The organism is Enterococcus sp. DIV0840, from assembly GCF_050527835.1.
GTDB lineage: Bacteria > Bacillota > Bacilli > Lactobacillales > Enterococcaceae > Enterococcus_L > Enterococcus_L ureasiticus.
This window is the reverse complement of record NZ_CP172876.1, coordinates 85,990-103,582: the sequence shown is the minus strand read 5'-3', so window position 1 is coordinate 103,582 and position 17,593 is coordinate 85,990. Positions and strand designations below refer to the sequence as shown.

Below are 17,593 nucleotides of genomic sequence, written 5' to 3'. Positions count from 1 at the left end.
GAGATAGAAACTCACGTTCAAAACCGCTTCTATCTCGCCACTAATTTAAATTTCTAAAGAGGATTTCGTCCACGGTAAGCTTCATACATCAACAAACCAGCTGCAACACCTGCATTCAAACTTTGAACATGTCCGCTCATTGGGATTGTCAATAATTCATCCACTTCTTTGTGTAGTCCTTGACTCATCCCACGACCTTCATTACCAATAATCAAAGCGATCGAGCCTTGAGTATTCCATTTACGGTAATCAGTACCTTTCATATCCGTTCCGAATATCCAGAAACTATTTTCTTTAAGCGTGGCAATACTTTGCGTTAAATTCGTTACACGAGCAACTGGAATATATTCAACTGCTCCAGTTGAGGCTTTTGTCACGACCGGTGTAATGCCAACTGCACGGTGTTTAGGAATAATGATTCCATCCACGCCTGTTGCATCTGCTGTTCTCAATATCGACCCAAAGTTATGAGGATCTTCTAAGCTATCCAAAATCAAGAAAAATGGTGTCTCTGTCTTTTCTTTCGTCCGATCAAGTAATTCTTCCAACGTTAAGTATTCATACGCTGTAATCGCCAATACGATTCCCTGATGAACACCGTGATTTGTCATTGTATCTAATTTTTGTTTTGGTACCCATTTAACAGGTACAGCATTTTCTTTTGCTAATAATTTTAAGTGTTCAACTTTTTCACTTTTACTATCTTCTTGAAGAAATAATTTATTTCCACGACCTTGCTGAATCGCTTCGATAGTTGCATGATTTCCAAAAACAAAGTTGTCTTCGATCTCTTCTTGTGAAATCTCACGCTCTTTTCTTACTGGCTCTTTTTTAAATGGCTGATTTTTTTGTGGTTTGTTTCCCTTAAAAGGGCGTTTTTTATCATTTCTCATTTTTTTCACCTATTTTCTTTATACACCAATCGATCAATTCTTCCAAGCGTTCCGTTTGTTTAGTCAAGTGCAGATAGCCCATCAATGCTTCAAATCCAGTTGAAATTCGATATGTTGTGATATCAGCATTTTTAGCAGACGTGTGGCTTTTGGCATTGCGTCCGCGTTTGTACATTAGTTCTTCATTTTCTAAAAGTAATTTTTCTTCCAACATTTCTTGAATCAAAAAAGCTTGGGCTTTAGCTGAAACATAATTCGTCGCCATACGGTGTAACGTGTTCGGTTTGGTTTGTCCTTGTTCCACTAAGTAATCACGTATATAAATCTCATAGATTGCATCTCCAACATAAGCCAAAGCTAAACCGTTTAATTGAGTATAATCTCTCATTCACTTCTTCTCCATCTTGTTCCTTGGGCTGTGTCTTCCAAGGTTATTCCTTTGTCTTTTAATAAATCACGAATTTCATCACTACGGGCAAAGTCACGATTTGCACGGGCTTGATTGCGTTCTTCGATCAATTGGTCGATATCATCATCTAGCAACTCTTCTGATAAGAAGAAAATACCGAAAATGCCTAACCATTGTGTGAACTGTTCTAGTGCTTTTTCGATCACCACAACTGATACAGTCTCTTGTTCACTATATTGGTTCAGCCATTTAGCCATTTCGTAAACAACAGTGATTCCATTTGCTGCGTTAAAATCATCATCCATTTCAGTGGTGAAACGTATTTCTAAATCTGCTAATTCCTGCAGCTTTTGATTATCTTCAGCACGTTCAGCTACTGCATCTGATTTTCTAAAAGACACGTTCTCAAAAGCATTTTTTAATTTTTGTAGGTTGACGCCTGCTTCTTTCATCGTTGTTTCACTATAACGAATTGGGCGGCGATATTGTGTAGTTGCCATAAAGAAACGCAAGACTTGTGGGTCAACTTGCTTCACTAATTCATGAACTGTTACAAAGTTCCCTAACGATTTGCTCATCTTTTCATCATCTTCACCAATCGTAACAAAACCATTGTGCATCCAGTAATTGGCAAATTTTTGACCTGTTTTCGCTTCACTTTGGGCAATTTCATTTTCATGATGGGGAAACTCTAAGTCTTGTCCGCCACCATGGATATCAATTGTATCACCTAAATGTTTGGTTGCCATCACAGAACACTCGATGTGCCACCCCGGTCGTCCAGCGCCCCACGGAGAGTCCCAAGAAATTTCGCCTTCTTTGGCTCCTTTCCATAATGCGAAGTCTAACGGATCTTCTTTCAGCTCTTTTTCCATACCAGTACGTTGGCTAGCCCCGACTTCTAATTCATCGATCGATTGATGACTAAGCTTGCCATACCCTTCAAATTTACGTGTTCGATAATAGACATCACCTTGTGATTCGTAAGCATAACCTTTGTCGATCAATGTTTCGATAAAGGTTAAAATATCCGGCATATGATCCATTACACGAGGGTGTAGCGTTGCTGGTTTAACATTCAAGATATTCGTATCTTCTTCAAATGCATGGATAAAACGATCTGCAACTTCTGGTGCCGTAATCCCTAGATCTTTAGCGGCTCGGATGATTTTATCATCTACATCAGTAAAGTTTGACACATAATTCACTTCATATCCGCGATATTCTAAGTAACGTCTGATCGTGTCAAAGGCCATCGAACTACGGGCATTGCCGATATGAATATAATTATAGACAGTCGGACCGCAGACGTACATCCGGACTTTTCCTTCCTCTATTGGTTGAAACACTTCTTTTTCTCTCGTTAATGTATTATAAATTTGAATCATACGTTACCTCCAATTTTTCTCCTTTTATTCTGACGACCTTTGCCGGGACTCCTACGGCTGTTGCATCGTCAGGAATATCTGTTAAAACAACAGCAGCAGCACCAATTTTTGCTCTTTCACCAATCGTGACAGGTCCCAATATTTGAGCATGTGCATGGATCATAGCCCCTTTTTTGACAGTCGGATGACGTTTCCCTGTATCCTTACCTGTTCCTCCTAAGGTCACACCATGAAATAACACGACATCTTCTTCTATTTCTGCTGTTTGACCGATCACCACACCCATTCCGTGATCAATAAAAACGCCAGGTGCGATCGTCGCTCCAGGATGGATCTCAATTCCTGTTAAGAATCGCCAAAACTGCGCATGGATCTTCGCTAATAAAAACAGTCGGTGTCTATATAAAAAATGGGAAAAACGATGCCAAAACAACGCATGTAATCCTGGATATGTAAGCAACGCTTCCAACGTCGAACGTGCTGCTGGATCATTGTTTTTGACTGCCCTAACAGCTCTTTTTAACCAACTCATATTCATACTCCTTCATTTGATTTTAAATTCATGTAGCTCCGACGGAAAAAATAGAAAAATAGGTTTATGACACATTTGATACCAGACAAATTTTATCTTTTTTCCGAATATCTAACCTGAAAAGCTAGATATTAAAACAAATAAGCGTCTTTTAAACGAAATAACTCCGTTTAAAAGACGCTTCTGCGTGGTTCCACTTTTTTTCACAGGTTTCCCTGCCTCAAAACAGATAACGGTTGTTGGCCGTTTTCAGCTACATATCGCTGAAACTATTCAAAGATGCATTTCAAAAAGGGCTGACAACTGTTTTCACCATCTACAGTCTCTCTAAAGACACGCGCTTTTTTACTTCTTCTTCTCTACATATTTGTATTATAAAACGTTATTTAAATGATCTAAAGCTTTTTCTTTCCCTAGCAGTTCGATCGTATCACCTAATTCTGGTCCATGCATTTGTCCTGAAACAGCTACACGAATCGGCATAAATAGATTTTTACCTTTAACACCTGTTTCTTGTTGAACTGCTTTGATTCCAGCTTTGATACTTGGTACATCTACAACGTCCATCGCTTCTAATTGTGCTTTAAAAGAAGCTAAAACGGTAGGCACAGTTTCTCCAGCTAAGACTTCTTTGGCTGCATCATCTAAGACTGGATGTTCGTTGAAGAATAATTCAGAAACATTGACGATTTCAGCAGCATAGCTCATTTGTGGTTGGTACAAGCTAACAACTTTTTTCAACCATTCCAATTTTTCACCGCTTGGTTGAGCTTCAATTTTGCCTTCTGCTACTAGATAAGGAAGACACATCTCTGTTAAAGCATCTAAGTCTAATTGTTTCATGTATTGGTTATTGACCCATTCAAGCTTCTTCCCATCAAACGCCGCTGGTGATTTGCTTAAACGTTCTGGATCAAAGATTTTGATCAATTCATCTTGTGAGAAGATTTCTTCTTCCCCGACTGGTGACCAACCTAATAATGCTGTAAAGTTGAACATTGCTTCTGGTAAATAGCCAAGTTCACGGTATTGTTCGATAAATTGTAAAATCGATTCGTCACGTTTACTTAATTTTTTACCTGTTTCAGAGTTGATGATCAACGTCATATGTCCGAATTCTGGTGCTTTCCAACCAAATGCTTCATAAACCATCAATTGCTTTGGTGTATTGGCAATATGATCGTCTCCACGTAGAACATGAGTGATTTTCATCATGTGATCATCTACTGCTACAGCAAAGTTATACGTTGGCATACCATCACGTTTTTGAATAACAAAGTCGCCGCCGATATTGTCTGATTCAAAAACGATTTCGCCTTTGACCATATCTTCAAATGTAAAAGAAGTGTTTCGTGGTACACGGAAACGAATAACAGGAACAAGTCCTTGTGCTTCTTTTTCTGCTTGCTCAGAAGGTGTCAAATTCGCACATTTACCAGAGTAATGCGGCATTTCGCTACGAGCACGTTGCGCATCTCTTTCAGCTTCTAATTCGTCTTCTGTACAATAACATTTATATGCGCGATTGCTTACCAACAGTTGATCGATCAAAGGTTGATAAATTTCGCCACGTTCTGACTGACGATAAGGACCGTATTCACCTGGTTTTTCAGGAGATTCATCCCAATCCATGCCTAACCATGCTAAGTTTTCCAACTGGCTTTTTTCGCCGTCTTCAATGTTTCTCTTTTGATCAGTATCTTCGATTCGGATAATAAATTCACCATCATTGTGGCGGGCAAATAAATAATTAAATAAAGCAGTTCTCGCATTTCCGATATGCAAGTGTCCAGTTGGACTTGGTGCGTAACGTACACGTACTTTTGTCATTGTGCATTCCTCTTTCTATTTTTCAAGTAAAGCGACCGCAATCGCTCCCATACCTTCTTCTTGACCAATGAAACCCATTTTTTCCATCGTAGTTGCTTTTAAATTGATTTGATTTGTTTCAATTTCACAGGCTTTGGCGATGTTTTCTTTCATTTGTTCTAAATAAGGTTTCATTTTTGGTTGTTCTGCTAAAATTGTACAATCAATGTTGCCAATAGTAAAGCCGCCAGCCAAAATTTTTTGATTTGCTTCATATAATAATTTCATTGAGTCCGCATCTTTAAACTCTGGATCTGTATCAGGAAATAAATGACCGATGTCTCCAAGTCCTGCAGCACCTAGTAGCGCATCCGTAATTGCATGTAGCAACACATCTGCATCAGAGTGCCCTAGCAGACCTTTTTCAAAAGGAAGTTCCACACCACCGATGATCAATTTACGTCCTTCTACCAATTGATGAACATCAAAACCTTGTCCAATTCGTATCATTTTTTCACCTAGCTTCTTTTTCGTTTCACAATCGCTTCACCGATCAGCATATCTTCTGGTGTAGTCAATTTGATATTTTCATAACTTCCCAATACCATTGAGACAGGTAAATTACTGTATTTTTCAATGAGTGATGCATCGTCTGTTCCTAAATAACCTTCTTGTTGGGCACGGACATGAACAGCTAGTAAATCCTCCCCGTAAAAAGCTTGCGGCGTTTGAATTTGCCATAATGTTTCACGTGGAACTGTCTCTTGTACGATACCCTCAATCACTCGTTTGATGGTATCTTTGACTGGAACACCTAAAATAGCCGCTCTCGTTCCTTGTACCTTTTGGTGCAATAATTTCAATTGTGTCAAGTTAACAAATGGTCTTGCGCCATCATGAACCATTACGATATTCTTTTGATTCAGCAACGCTTTTAAGCCATTATAAACACTGTATTGCCGTTCACAACCACCAGATACGATTGTAATTGGACATTTTTTTTTCTTTGTTTCCTTTTTGACCATTGCCGCTAATAAATCTTGTTCATCTTCTTGCGTGACCAAAACGATGTGTTTACACGCAGGATCATTTAAAAATGTATTTAATGAATAAGAAATAACTGGTTTGCCGATTAAATGCAATAAAATCTTATTTCGGCTGGCGCCCATTCTCTTACCTTGTCCAGCAGCCAATAATATGACTTCATAATCCAGTGCTTTGTTTCTATTTTCAGCTTTTCCCATTGGCTTTATGTTCTTCTTTACTGTCGTCGATCCCACGACCTGAGTGAGCTGGTTTAGCAAAAATCATCCGGCCAGCTGCCGTCTGTAATGCACTTGTTACAACAACTTGAATATGTTCGTTCATGTAATGCTGTCCATCTTCAACTACAACCATTGTGCCATCATCTAAGTAAGCCACACCTTGCTGACGTTCTGTTCCGGCTTTTACAACCATCACATTCATCGTTTCACCTGGAATCACAACAGGTTTTACAGCATTTGCTAAAGCATTGATATTCAAAACAGGAACATTTTGGAACTCAGAGACTTTATTTAAGTTGTAATCATTTGTTACAACCACACCATCCAATAGTTTTGCTAACTTGATCAGTTTACTGTCGACTTCTGAAATATCTTCAAAGTCACCTTCATACATTTCAACCGAAATTCCATCTTCTTTTTGCAATGCATTCAAAATATCCAAACCACGACGTCCACGAACACGTTTTAAGCTATCACCAGAATCAGCAATATATTGCAGCTCATACAACACAAAGTTAGGAATCAAAATAACTCCTTCTAAAAAACCGGTTTTAGCAATATCATAGATTCTACCGTCGATGATCACACTTGTATCTAAAATTTTGTACTTATGAAAATGATCTTCTACTCTACGATCTAAAACTTCTCCTTCACCTTCAGTTTGAACCTTTTTCTGCTTAGGAGTAAAAATTTTACGCCATTCATCAATTCGAGTCGTACCCATACGAAACCCAAGGTAGCCAAAAATGATCATGACTAGAATCGGTAAAACACTATTAACAAACGGGATATTCAAGTTATACATTGGAATCGAAATGATCACACCAATGACTAGACCAAGAATTGCACCAATACTCCCGAATAATAGATAAGTCAAACTCATTTCGTTTAATGCTGCTTCTACTTTTTTCACAACTGAAACAATAGACTTTGCTAACCCTAACGATAAAATAAAGAAAATAAGTGCACCAATCAAACTGTTAGTAAAGTTATTGTTCAGCCATGTATTATCTGCCTGTTTCGCCATGTCCCAAGCCATCGGTAATAATGAGATACCTAAGCTTGCGCCTGCGACGACCATTAGCAGTGTGATAACACGTTTCTGCATAGATTCATCCTCCAATATAGTTATACTTAATTTAAAGATTGAAAGGAAGAGATCGCTCCTAAAATCTTGTGTCGACCTCTTACTCTCACTCTATTTGAATACTTTTCTTAGTGTTTCTCCGATTGTCGCAACACCGACAATCTCGATTCCCTCTGGAGGGGTCCAGCCGCCTAAATTGTTTTTTGGTAAATAAATTTTAGTAAAGCCTAGCTTTTGTGCTTCTCGTACTCGTTGTTCAATACTATTCACACGACGAATCTCACCTGTCAGACCAATTTCACCAATAAAACATTCTGTTGGCTTCGTACCATTTTCTTTATAGCTGGAAGCGATACTTACCGCTACTGCCAAATCGATAGCTGGTTCGTTGATTTTCACACCACCAGCAGCCTTTAGATAAGCATCTTGATTTTGTAGTAACAAGCCAGCACGTTTCTCTAAAACTGCCATGATCAAGGAAACCCGGTTAAAATCCAATCCAGTCGTCGTCCGCTTGGCATTTCCGAACATCGTCGGAGTGACCAAAGCCTGAACCTCAACCAAAATGGGGCGTGTCCCTTCCATTGCGACCACAATCGCTGAACCTGTAGCATCAGCCAATCGTTCTTCTAAAAACACTTGAGAAGGATTCGCGACTTCTTCCAGCCCATGCTCTCTCATTTCAAAAATCCCGATCTCGTTAGTCGAGCCAAAACGGTTTTTCACTGCTCTCAAGATTCTGAAGGTATGATGCTTGTCTCCTTCAAAATACAAAACAGTATCTACCATATGTTCTAGCATACGTGGTCCTGCAATCGAACCTTCTTTGGTCACATGACCTACAATGAAAATCGCAATACCATTGGTTTTAGCGATTTTTAACAGTTCGGCTGTCGTCTCTCGTACCTGACTAACGCTGCCAGCCACGCTGGTAACATCTGGTTGGGTCATCGTTTGAATGGAATCAATGATCACATAATCGGGCTCTAACTTTTCGATTGCACGGCTTATTTCGTTCATATCCGTTTCTGCGTACAAATAAAATTCCGTATCGATCGAACTTAAACGCTCGGCACGCATTTTGATTTGTTCCGCACTTTCTTCTCCAGAAACATAAAGTACTTTGCCGCCGATTTCTGCAAGTTGTTGTGACACCTGTAATAGCAACGTCGATTTACCGATTCCGGGATCCCCACCAATCAAAACCAGTGATCCAGGAACAACACCGCCGCCTAACACACGGTTCAGCTCTACCAACTTTGTTTTAACTCTCGGCTCTTTCTTAGGAACCACTTCAGCTAAGCGCTGAGGCTGTGTCTTTTTACCCGTTAAACTAACTCTAGCACGACGATCTGTCGTATCTTGAATGATTTCTTCGGTCATTGTGTTCCACTGCCCACAGTTCGGACAGCGTCCTAAATATTTAGGGGAAATATACCCGCACGTTTGACACTCAAATTGAACTTTTGCTTTTTTTGCCATATGCTATCCCCTCGTTTTGATGTATTCTTTATTTTACCATAGTATCAGCCACTTAGACTAAGACTTCCCACTGTAAAATACGCAATTTTCCAATGAATTTAACTTAGTTTTTACCTGAAGATCCAAAACCGCCTGTGCGTTCAGTTTCCACATCATCAACATCTGCTAAAAGAAACGGCTTAAAGATACCTTGTCCGATTCGTTCGCCTTTTTCGATAACCATTTCTTCATACCCAAAATTCAAAAATTGAAACATGATATGGCCTTCATTGCCTTCGTTATTATAATAATCACGATCGATCACACCCACGCCATTTGCTAACATTAAAAAACGTTTCAATGGGTTTGATGAACGACTCACTAATTCTAAATACTCATTTTCAGCCATATATGCTTTGATTCCTGTTTTTACCAAAACGGGTTTTGGCGCTATACCTTGTGCTTGTAATTGCCAAATACTTGGTACAACAACGGTTTCTGCTGCTTCAAAGTCATACCCTGCAGCGCCTTTTGTGGCACGTTCAGGGATTGCAATCCCTTGGTCTTTATAATCAGTAATAATTTCAAATCCTCGTTGTTTCATCAAAAATCTCCTCTACTTGTAAACTATTTTTATTTTAACATACTACGCTGATTCCCAGCTTACTTTTACAGTATCTTTAATATTCTCTTGTGTTTTTTTAATGTTTCAACATCATTTAGACTCATTTTGTTCATGTTTTACTACTTCGTAAAAAATAAAAGAATAAAATAACATCAATCCAATGATACTAATTATATGAACATGCTCCACCAATTGAAGAGCCACTGGATTATGGGTTCGATGTGCCGTGATTTGCAATACTGTTTTGACTGGTAACTGTGCTTGTTTAGCTAACAACCACAAAATACTCATCAATAACAACTGATGCGTCACACTGCCTTTTGTTTGGGTACTAAACTTGGTAATGATTCGAGTATCTTGCGGCAAATTCTCTTCTTGATAATACTTTTGATTCAAGAAATTGCCAGTAGCACTAATAAAACAACTTAGCAGAAAAATCCCAATCGGAAAAAGTGGGCGAAACAATAACAAGAATAACGAGAAGATGAATCCCCCAAGATGAACGATTCTAACATCCACTTTAGGAAACAGTCGATATAAAAATTTAATAACAACTGCTGATCCAATAATTCCTATAATATACGGAACATATAAATTTGCAGTAAGACGGTCTATTCCTAAACGTAGCGAAACATAAAATGTGCCAAAAAGCAGTAGAAAGTTCATACACATCCCATTAGCAAACGTTAGCAAATTCAACCATAAAGGAAGCTTCCACATTTTCCTTTGGCGATTCAAATACCAAGCAGTGATCACAAACAACACAGAAAAGCCAATAATTCCAACATCCAAAAGCTGCGGATCAAACAACAGTCGAGCCGAACGAATAAATAACAACAGGACAAAGAAAAACAAAAATAAAAAGAACTCTTTGATCGATATTACCTGTTTGTCGACTTCATTAAAATCAATTTCATAATCAGGATAATGAGTGACCGTATGATAGGCCGCTATATACAACAAGGTATACTCTCCTAAAACCAAAGGAATTCGCAACTCCTTCGTCAGCATCAAAGAGGCGATCACCCCACCTAATATCAATAGGATAAACAGATATTTTCTACCTGTCAAAGCGGAATAGCCTTGCTGTTTTTCATGATAATTGACTGTGGTATTGGCCGCAGGAAGCCACGATGCGCTAAGTCCTATTAAAACAGCCGAAAATAGATACGCTGGAAAGTAGAATTGTCCTAGCATCCCAACCAAACAGCCTGCGCCTCCAATCAAAATAGAAATAATCAGCACATTAAAACTCGTTAACGCTAATTTGAAACTTTTTAACAAGAATATCCCAGTCATTCGAAACGTATAAAAAAGTACGAAAGGTAAAACTCTCTCTAAAGTCGCACCATCGCTTAGGTTCAAAAACAAAAAGTAAGGGATAAAAATAATTGTATTAGATAAAATAAACGGCGCAACTTGCAGACAATTGCGGGCTAATTCTTTTAATTTAGACATTGATTGATCTCCTTTGAAACGGTTTGTTATGTAGGTAGTCTACCACGTTCACAAGAAAAGTAAAATCCTCCACTCAACTAAAAAACGCCTATAACATAAATTATGCAATAGACGTCCTTTTTTATTAAAAAAATAACTTTTTCTTCAAATTCCTACAACACTTCATCCACTAATTTTTTTTGATTTTTCTCCAAAACTTTAAAGAACGGATAGTAAACAAAGATACTCAAAACCACTAAGAAAATGTAGAAAACAATATTACGCCAGTCCATCGTCGCCAAATATGCTTGAGCAAAAAACGGTGTGAAAGACGGATCAACAATAAATCCTAGTGAAATCATCCCGATTTTTTGCGCAAAGTAGGTTAGAAACAGTGAAATAACCGGCATGATCAAAAACGGAATCCCTAAAATCGGATTAAAAACAATTGGTAATCCGAAAATAACTGGCTCATTGATAGAACAAATTCCGGGTACAAACGATAATTTTCCAATCGTTCGATATTGCGGTACTTTACTGAACATCATCAAAATAACTAAACCTAAGGTATTCCCAGCACCGCCCAAAACAGAAATCCGAAACATTTGCAAATTCATCAAATGCGTCATTACTTCCCCATTGGCGGCTTGTTCCGCATTCAAACCAGTCTGAGCTACACCTAATGTAAAGACGATTGGAAAAATGATCGATGAACCATTAATGCCGAACAACCAAAGAACGTTTCCCAATGTCACGATCAATAACAAGCCACCTAAACTCCCAGCGATATTCACAGCCGGCGTTAGCACTGACATAACTGCATCAGGAAACGATTGATCGATCAAACCTAGAAACACCAAGTTCAATCCATAAAATAAAACAATATTCGTCAACAAAGGAATCAACGTATTAATGAACGTCACAACCATCGGTGGCACGGTATCCGGCAGTGAAATCTTAATATTTTTCACTTCGAAGAAACGGCTGACCTCAACGACTAGCAGTCCTAAAATAATTGCCACAAATAGCCCGTTCGTTCCTAAATAAGCTAGAGAAATCGTACCATCCTTAACCGGCGTACACACAAGCAAATAGGTCACCATGCTGACCATCCCATTCATAGCAGCATTTAGTTTATACTCATTTGATAGTGAATAGGCGATGCCAAAAACACTGATCAAACCAATGATCCCCATCGTCAGATTATATGGCGCCGTAATCACATCATAATTAGCAACAGCAAATTCTTTCCACGCCGCTAAAAATTTCATAAATATCCCTGCTTGAGCTGGATCATACTGATCTATATTGATGGGTGGATTGGCAAATATCAAGAAAAAAGAACCAATCACAATAAACGGCAACCCAAACATCATTCCAGTAGAAACAGCTTTAAGATGCCGCTGATTGCCAATTTTATTTGCAAACGGGCTTAAAATATCATTTAATCGATTTACAACAGATCCTTTATCACGTGCTGATTTATTCATCAGATGATCCTCCTTAGACTTGCCAAGAATTAAATTCAAAAGCCGATTCAACGACTTCATTCGGGTCATAACGGTCAATGATTTTTGCATATTCTTCTTTATAGTTATTAGTTACTTCTGCCTGTGGGATAACAATACTTGCTTCATTTAAGAAATGCTTTGAATCACGGCCCATTTCTTTGCCTCTCGTTGTATGTTTATCCAAAGCGATATCTGGAATTTCCGGTACATGCCCCATTGCAAAACTTTTGATCACGATATTTTTTAATAAATCAGATGAACGGTCTTTTTCAGATTGGCATAAATAGCGGATTGCGTGGAAAAAGAACATCGCACGATCAGATTCGTTGTATTGAAATTCTTTACGCATTTGATTTAAATTATTGACCATGATCGCAGCTTGATCGTTGCCCATCCCAATATCTTCTACCGAAATTGCTAGTAATCTGCGCCATAATTTTTCTTCAAACTGTGGAGACGTGATATACATTTCATAAGCAAAATCACAGGCTGCACGCTCATTCCCGCGACGAATAGACTTTTGTAAAGCAGAAACAACCTCATCACCATTTAAATTATTTCTAGTTTTAACTCTTGCCCATGGATCATTGATATATTCTTGTTCTGTCATGTTATAATACTCCTAACTAAATTGATTTTAAGGGTGATTCAAGTGAATATTGATAGTCTTGCTGAAAAATACCAATTGAATAAAACAGAAATCCAAATTTTACGGTATATGACCGACCATCGTCTGGAATTAAAAAATTTAGGTATCCGAGAAATTGCTAAACAAAGCTTTGTTTCAACCGCAACGATCATCAATATGGCGAAAAAAATGAATTTCACAGGATACAGTGAACTCGTTTTTTACATCAGTGAATTCAATCTCAACCAAGAACGTCTAGAAAAACATGATGTAATTAAAGCTTACGGCGATAATTTTTTGACACTTTTGAAAAAATATCAAGATAAAAATATTATGATCTTAGGATCTGGATTTTCGCAAAATTTAGCGAATTACTTTTCTGAATACCTGAATCTTTACGGATTTAGAGCTACTTCTAATAGTCATCTGGAATTTTTAAGAGAAAGTCACAAGGATGACGTATTACTGATTTTCATCAGTAATTCCGGTAATACTGGTAGGATGTTTGAACTAGCAGAAATCGCTCAAACGAATGAGTTGGAAAGTATTTGCTTTGTCGGCAGTGATCATTCTGCCATTAGCAAACTTTCTACGCTTTCTATTAGTACAAATACTTACTCTCCAAGCTCCCATCAAGATTTTTATCCCCAACTATTTTTTGGTACGGTTCTAATCCAATTTGAATTATTAATGAGTTACACACTTCAAAATCTACAGTAGAAGAACGATTCAGCCGATGTCTCTTCATGACGTATTATAGTAGAAAACAACTGGTATAAGAAGCGCTTTCAGGAAGATATGAACATGTTTACCGATTTATAAACATGTTTTCTTTAAATATACAAAGCTGAAAAACACTGTGAAAAATTTTACGAAACTTACTTTTAATCTTTTTTTAATCTAGCCTTTCTGTTATAATGATTTTCACATTTACTATACGATAGTAGATGAATGATCATATCAAAGGAGAGATAAATGTATGAAAACTGTTTACAATTTTTCAGCTGGTCCCGCCGTTTTACCTAAAAGTGTATTGGAAAAAGCTCAATCCGAATTGGTGAATTACGAGAACAGCGGCATGTCCGTGATGGAGTTGAGTCACCGGTCCTCCCTTTTTGAAACGATCATTGAAAATGCCGAAACGTTACTCAGAGAATTGATGAATATTCCTGATAACTATAAAGTGCTCTTTTTGCAAGGTGGCGCTAGTATGCAATTTACCATGGTTCCATTGAATTTGGCGCAAAATAAAACAGCCTTATACGTCAACACTGGGTCTTGGGCAAAAAAAGCCATCAGTGAAGCGAAGAAACTTGGTAATATTGATGTTGAAGTAATTGCTTCAAGCGAAGACAAGAATTTCACTTATATTCCCGAAATCCGTAAAGAAGATATTCCTCAAGATGCGGCCTATGTTCACATTACGACCAATAATACGATAGAAGGTACAACTATTTATGATTTACCTGATACAGGTGACGTACCGATTGTAGCTGATATGTCATCAAATATTCTATCGATCGATTATAATGTAGCCGATTTTGGATTGATTTACGCAGGAGCACAAAAAAACATTGGCCCAGCAGGACTAACGGTTGTCATCGTTCGTGATGATTTAATCGGTCAAGCGGATGTTCTTAGCGCCATGCTAGATTATGATATCCAAGCGAAAAACGGCTCAATGTACAACACACCGCCGACATACAGCATTTATATGGCAAAACTTGTCTTTGAATGGATCAAAGAACAAGGCGGCGTTAGTCAAATGGAAAAACAAAATAAAGAAAAAGCAGCTATTTTATATGATGAGATCGACTCATCTGACCTATTTTCTTCACCAGTAAATCCAAAAGACCGTTCGATCAACAATATTCCTTTTATTACTGGAAGCGATGATCTAGATAAAAAGTTCAATCAAGAAGCCTTGACAGCAGGATTCCAAAACTTAAAAGGGCACCGTTCTGTAGGTGGTATGCGTGCAAGTTTGTACAACGCATTCCCAAAAGCTGGTGTTGTAGCTTTAGTTGATTTAATGAAAAAATTTGAAGCAGAAAATGGAGGAGCAAAATAGATGTATGATATTAAAACATTCAATGCAATTGCACCAGTTGGTTTAGCTCGTTTTAATGAAGAAAATTTTACGATCAATAAAACTGAGACACCCGCCGGTATCATCTTACGTAGTGAAAAACTCCATGATTATGACTTTCCTGCTTCTGTTTTAGCTGTTGCTCGTGCTGGAGCTGGAACGAATAATGTTCCAGTCAAAAAATGCACTGAAGAGGGTATCGTTGTATTCAATACACCAGGCGCAAATGCGAACGCTGTAAAAGAATTAGTCATTGCTTGTCTACTTTTATCTGTCCGTCCGATTTTAAAAGGCTCTAACTGGGTACAAACTCTGACCGGAACAGACACTGAAGAACAGGCCGAAGCGCAGAAAAAACAATTTGCTGGGACTGAATTAGAAGGTAAAAAGTTGGGCGTGATCGGTCTTGGTGCGATCGGTGCAATGGTTGCCAACGATGCTTATCGTTTAGGGATGGAAGTCACAGGATTTGATCCTTTTGTCTCTGTTGATACCGCTTGGAGTATTTCACGTCGTGTCAAACGTGCGCAAAGCATGGAAGAAGTATTAAAAACATGCGATTTCATTACCGTTCATGTTCCTTTATCTGAAAATACCCATCATTTGATGGGAAAAGAACAACTGGCGCAAATGAAAAAGAATGCTGTTTTACTGAACTTTGCTCGCGGTGAGTTAGTCGAAACAGAAGCCGTGGTCGAAGCTCTAGCACAAGGTGAAATCAGCAATTTTGTTACTGATTTTGCCGATGAACGCCTCCTACACAATGAAAAAATCTTAGTTCTTCCTCATTTAGGTGCATCAACAGAGGAAGCAGAAATCAATTGTGCCAAAATGGCTGCTCGTACCTTAAAAAAATTCTTAGAAACTGGGAATATAAAACGTTCTGTTAATTTCCCAACTGTGGAAATGGCCTTCAACTCACCATTCCGTTTCACGATCATACACAGAAATGTACCAAATATGTTAGGTCAAATCTCAACTGGTATTGCGAATTTAGATATCAATATCGATACGATGATTAACCGTAGTCGTGAGGATTACGCCTATACGATCGTTGATATTGCAGAAACAGACGAAGCAAAAATCAATGCCGCAGCGGAAAAAATCCAAGCAGCCGAAAATATCATCCGTGTGAGGACAATCAAAAATACTGAGGTGGTGAGCTACTAATGGTTAAGATTCACCCATTTAAAAGCATTCGACCAGCCGCTGAGTTCAGTGAAAAAATTGCTACATTGCCTTATGATGTTTTAAGTTCCGATGAGGCGCGCGAACTTGGTGACAACAACCCTTATTCTTACCTGCATATCGACAAAGCTGAAATAGATTTACCTGAAACACTTTCGCCTTATGATGATCAAGTTTACGAAAAAGCGGCTAATAATTTACAAACATTTTTACAAAAACAATGGCTGCTCCAAGATGACCAACCGCTTTTATACCTTTACGAATTAACGATGAACGGACGAGCTCAAACTGGTCTTGTAACCTGTACCTCAATCTCTGATTACACGGAAGGTAAAATCAAAAAACATGAATTTACCCGTCCAGAAAAAGAAGTCGATCGCATTCGCCATATTAAAGCGTGCGATGCGAATACTAGCCCGATTTTTCTAACTTACCGAAAAAACAAACAGATCCAAACGTTAACGGACGACTGGAAAAAAACTCACGATCCCGTCTATGATTTCACGAGTTTTCATGAAGTCACTCACCGTGTTTGGCTTGTAGATAAACCAGAAGTGATCGAACAACTCGTTACGACTTTTGCTCAAGATGTACCCGCTTTATATATTGCAGACGGCCATCACCGGACAGAATCAGCGGTCAAAGTTGGACAAAAGAAAAAAGCTGCTCATCCTGACGCTACTGAAACAGCAGAATTCAACTACTTTTTATCTGTGATTTTTCCTAAAGAAGAATTGGAAATTTTAGATTATAATCGTGTTGTGAATGTTCCAATCGAAGCTGATTTCTTCGATTGTTTGGAAAAGAGTTTCACGGTCACAAAAACAAACACAGGAAAACCTACCCAACCGAACACTTTTGGTATATATTTGGATGGTCAGTGGTATGCACTAACTGCTAAAGAGGCAATTCTATCTGACGATCCAGTTGATCGTTTGGATGTTTCTTTACTGCAAAATCATGTATTAGCAGCCATTTTCGATATTCAAGATGTGCGGACAGATAAACGGATCGATTTTGTTGGCGGCATTCGTGGAATGAAAGAATTAGAGCAACTAGTGGATAGCGGACAATGGTCAGCAGCTTTTGCTATTTATCCAACGACGATGGATGATTTATTAAATGTTGCGGATGCGGGTAAAATCATGCCGCCAAAATCAACTTGGTTTGAGCCTAAATTGTTAAGTGGATTATTTGTTCATGATTTAGAGACAAATAACACATAAAGCTGTAAAATAGAAGAATAAAATCTAAGCTTGGACAAAAGCCAA

Annotated in this window: 17 protein-coding genes and 1 other annotated feature; of the genes, 4 read left to right on the top strand and 13 right to left on the bottom strand. The window is 38.3% G+C overall.

Features of this window, described 5'->3' with window-relative positions; genetic code table 11:
* Positions 1-53: 53 nt before the first annotated feature.
* The 13 genes from rlmB to IGL98_RS00405 form a co-directional block, all read right to left on the bottom strand.
* Positions 54-902: a 23S rRNA (guanosine(2251)-2'-O)-methyltransferase RlmB gene (gene rlmB / locus IGL98_RS00465; RefSeq protein WP_422851622.1), complete on the bottom strand. Its 849-nt coding sequence runs from the start codon at positions 900-902 to the stop codon at positions 54-56.
* The gene (locus IGL98_RS00460) at positions 883-1,281 is read right to left on the bottom strand and encodes a Mini-ribonuclease 3 (protein WP_069646978.1); all 399 of its coding nucleotides are present in this window, start codon (positions 1,279-1,281) and stop codon (positions 883-885) included. Before IGL98_RS00460 ends, rlmB begins: the two co-directional genes overlap by 20 nt.
* Positions 1,278-2,690, bottom strand: a complete 1,413-nt coding sequence (gene cysS / locus IGL98_RS00455) for a cysteine--tRNA ligase (RefSeq protein WP_206844733.1) — start codon at positions 2,688-2,690, stop codon at positions 1,278-1,280. The genes IGL98_RS00460 and cysS overlap by 4 nt, the downstream gene beginning before the upstream one ends.
* Positions 2,674-3,222 (bottom strand): serine O-acetyltransferase EpsC, encoded by a 549-nt coding sequence (gene epsC / locus IGL98_RS00450; RefSeq protein WP_206844730.1) that lies wholly within the window; start codon positions 3,220-3,222, stop codon positions 2,674-2,676. The genes cysS and epsC overlap by 17 nt, the downstream gene beginning before the upstream one ends.
* Positions 3,223-3,392: 170 nt before the next feature.
* Positions 3,393-3,593: a binding site (T-box leader), on the bottom strand.
* 1 nt (position 3,594) lies between these two features.
* Positions 3,595-5,052 (bottom strand): glutamate--tRNA ligase, encoded by a 1,458-nt coding sequence (gene gltX, locus IGL98_RS00445; RefSeq protein WP_206912042.1) that lies wholly within the window; start codon positions 5,050-5,052, stop codon positions 3,595-3,597.
* A gap of 15 nt (positions 5,053-5,067) precedes the next feature.
* Positions 5,068-5,541, bottom strand: coding sequence for a 2-C-methyl-D-erythritol 2,4-cyclodiphosphate synthase (gene ispF, locus IGL98_RS00440; protein ID WP_069646982.1), 474 nt, complete (start codon positions 5,539-5,541; stop codon positions 5,068-5,070).
* Positions 5,542-5,549: 8 nt separating this feature from the next.
* Positions 5,550-6,275 (bottom strand): 2-C-methyl-D-erythritol 4-phosphate cytidylyltransferase, encoded by a 726-nt coding sequence (ispD, locus tag IGL98_RS00435; RefSeq protein ID WP_206844725.1) that lies wholly within the window; start codon positions 6,273-6,275, stop codon positions 5,550-5,552.
* Positions 6,262-7,404, bottom strand: coding sequence for a PIN/TRAM domain-containing protein (locus IGL98_RS00430; RefSeq protein ID WP_206844722.1), 1,143 nt, complete (start codon positions 7,402-7,404; stop codon positions 6,262-6,264). Before IGL98_RS00430 ends, ispD begins: the two co-directional genes overlap by 14 nt.
* A gap of 90 nt (positions 7,405-7,494) precedes the next feature.
* Positions 7,495-8,865: a DNA repair protein RadA gene (gene radA / locus IGL98_RS00425; RefSeq protein WP_010761995.1), complete on the bottom strand. Its 1,371-nt coding sequence runs from the start codon at positions 8,863-8,865 to the stop codon at positions 7,495-7,497.
* 103 nt (positions 8,866-8,968) lie between these two features.
* Positions 8,969-9,448 carry a dUTP diphosphatase gene (locus tag IGL98_RS00420; RefSeq protein ID WP_086314904.1) on the bottom strand — a complete coding sequence of 160 codons (480 nt, stop codon included), beginning with the start codon at positions 9,446-9,448 and terminating at the stop codon, positions 8,969-8,971.
* Positions 9,449-9,559: 111 nt separating this feature from the next.
* Positions 9,560-10,927 carry a hypothetical protein gene (locus IGL98_RS00415; RefSeq protein WP_206912041.1) on the bottom strand — a complete coding sequence of 456 codons (1,368 nt, stop codon included), beginning with the start codon at positions 10,925-10,927 and terminating at the stop codon, positions 9,560-9,562.
* A 152-nt stretch (positions 10,928-11,079) separates the two neighbouring features.
* Positions 11,080-12,396 (bottom strand): PTS sugar transporter subunit IIC, encoded by a 1,317-nt coding sequence (locus tag IGL98_RS00410; protein ID WP_206912040.1) that lies wholly within the window; start codon positions 12,394-12,396, stop codon positions 11,080-11,082.
* Positions 12,397-12,409: 13 nt separating this feature from the next.
* A complete protein-coding gene (locus IGL98_RS00405) occupies positions 12,410-13,027 on the bottom strand; it encodes a hypothetical protein (RefSeq protein WP_206844718.1) in 618 nt (205 codons plus the stop codon).
* A gap of 42 nt (positions 13,028-13,069) precedes the next feature.
* Between IGL98_RS00405 and IGL98_RS00400 the strand changes: the two genes are divergently transcribed.
* The 4 genes from IGL98_RS00400 to IGL98_RS00385 all read left to right on the top strand — a co-directional run bounded on the left by IGL98_RS00400 (position 13,070) and on the right by IGL98_RS00385 (position 17,548).
* A complete protein-coding gene (locus IGL98_RS00400) occupies positions 13,070-13,765 on the top strand; it encodes an SIS domain-containing protein (protein ID WP_206912039.1) in 696 nt (231 codons plus the stop codon).
* Positions 13,766-14,024: 259 nt separating this feature from the next.
* Positions 14,025-15,116 (top strand): 3-phosphoserine/phosphohydroxythreonine transaminase, encoded by a 1,092-nt coding sequence (serC, locus tag IGL98_RS00395; RefSeq protein ID WP_206844712.1) that lies wholly within the window; start codon positions 14,025-14,027, stop codon positions 15,114-15,116.
* Entirely contained in the window at positions 15,117-16,304 is a 1,188-nt protein-coding gene (locus IGL98_RS00390) for a phosphoglycerate dehydrogenase (RefSeq protein ID WP_206912038.1), read from the top strand.
* On the top strand, positions 16,304-17,548 hold the full coding sequence (locus tag IGL98_RS00385; RefSeq protein WP_206912037.1) for a DUF1015 domain-containing protein: 1,245 nt from the start codon (positions 16,304-16,306) through the stop codon (positions 17,546-17,548). The genes IGL98_RS00390 and IGL98_RS00385 overlap by 1 nt, the downstream gene beginning before the upstream one ends.
* The last annotated feature ends 45 nt before the right edge of the window (positions 17,549-17,593 follow it).

Excerpts from the sequence above, each read along its gene's own strand:
- cysS (WP_206844733.1), bottom strand. The coding sequence starts at position 2,690 with ATGATTCAAATTTATAATACATTAACGAGAGAAAAAGAAGTGTTTCAA.
- IGL98_RS00415 (WP_206912041.1), bottom strand. The coding sequence starts at position 10,927 with ATGTCTAAATTAAAAGAATTAGCCCGCAATTGTCTGCAAGTTGCGCCG.
- gltX (WP_206912042.1), bottom strand. The coding sequence starts at position 5,052 with ATGACAAAAGTACGTGTACGTTACGCACCAAGTCCAACTGGACACTTG.
- IGL98_RS00430 (WP_206844722.1), bottom strand. The coding sequence starts at position 7,404 with ATGCAGAAACGTGTTATCACACTGCTAATGGTCGTCGCAGGCGCAAGC.
- IGL98_RS00420 (WP_086314904.1), bottom strand. The coding sequence starts at position 9,448 with ATGAAACAACGAGGATTTGAAATTATTACTGATTATAAAGACCAAGGG.
- radA (WP_010761995.1), bottom strand. The coding sequence starts at position 8,865 with ATGGCAAAAAAAGCAAAAGTTCAATTTGAGTGTCAAACGTGCGGGTAT.
- IGL98_RS00390 (WP_206912038.1), top strand. The coding sequence starts at position 15,117 with ATGTATGATATTAAAACATTCAATGCAATTGCACCAGTTGGTTTAGCT.
- IGL98_RS00405 (WP_206844718.1), bottom strand. The coding sequence starts at position 13,027 with ATGACAGAACAAGAATATATCAATGATCCATGGGCAAGAGTTAAAACT.
- epsC (WP_206844730.1), bottom strand. The coding sequence starts at position 3,222 with ATGAGTTGGTTAAAAAGAGCTGTTAGGGCAGTCAAAAACAATGATCCA.
- ispD (WP_206844725.1), bottom strand. The coding sequence starts at position 6,275 with ATGGGAAAAGCTGAAAATAGAAACAAAGCACTGGATTATGAAGTCATA.
- serC (WP_206844712.1), top strand. The coding sequence starts at position 14,025 with ATGAAAACTGTTTACAATTTTTCAGCTGGTCCCGCCGTTTTACCTAAA.
- IGL98_RS00460 (WP_069646978.1), bottom strand. The coding sequence starts at position 1,281 with ATGAGAGATTATACTCAATTAAACGGTTTAGCTTTGGCTTATGTTGGA.
- ispF (WP_069646982.1), bottom strand. The coding sequence starts at position 5,541 with ATGATACGAATTGGACAAGGTTTTGATGTTCATCAATTGGTAGAAGGA.
- IGL98_RS00385 (WP_206912037.1), top strand. The coding sequence starts at position 16,304 with ATGGTTAAGATTCACCCATTTAAAAGCATTCGACCAGCCGCTGAGTTC.
- IGL98_RS00410 (WP_206912040.1), bottom strand. The coding sequence starts at position 12,396 with ATGAATAAATCAGCACGTGATAAAGGATCTGTTGTAAATCGATTAAAT.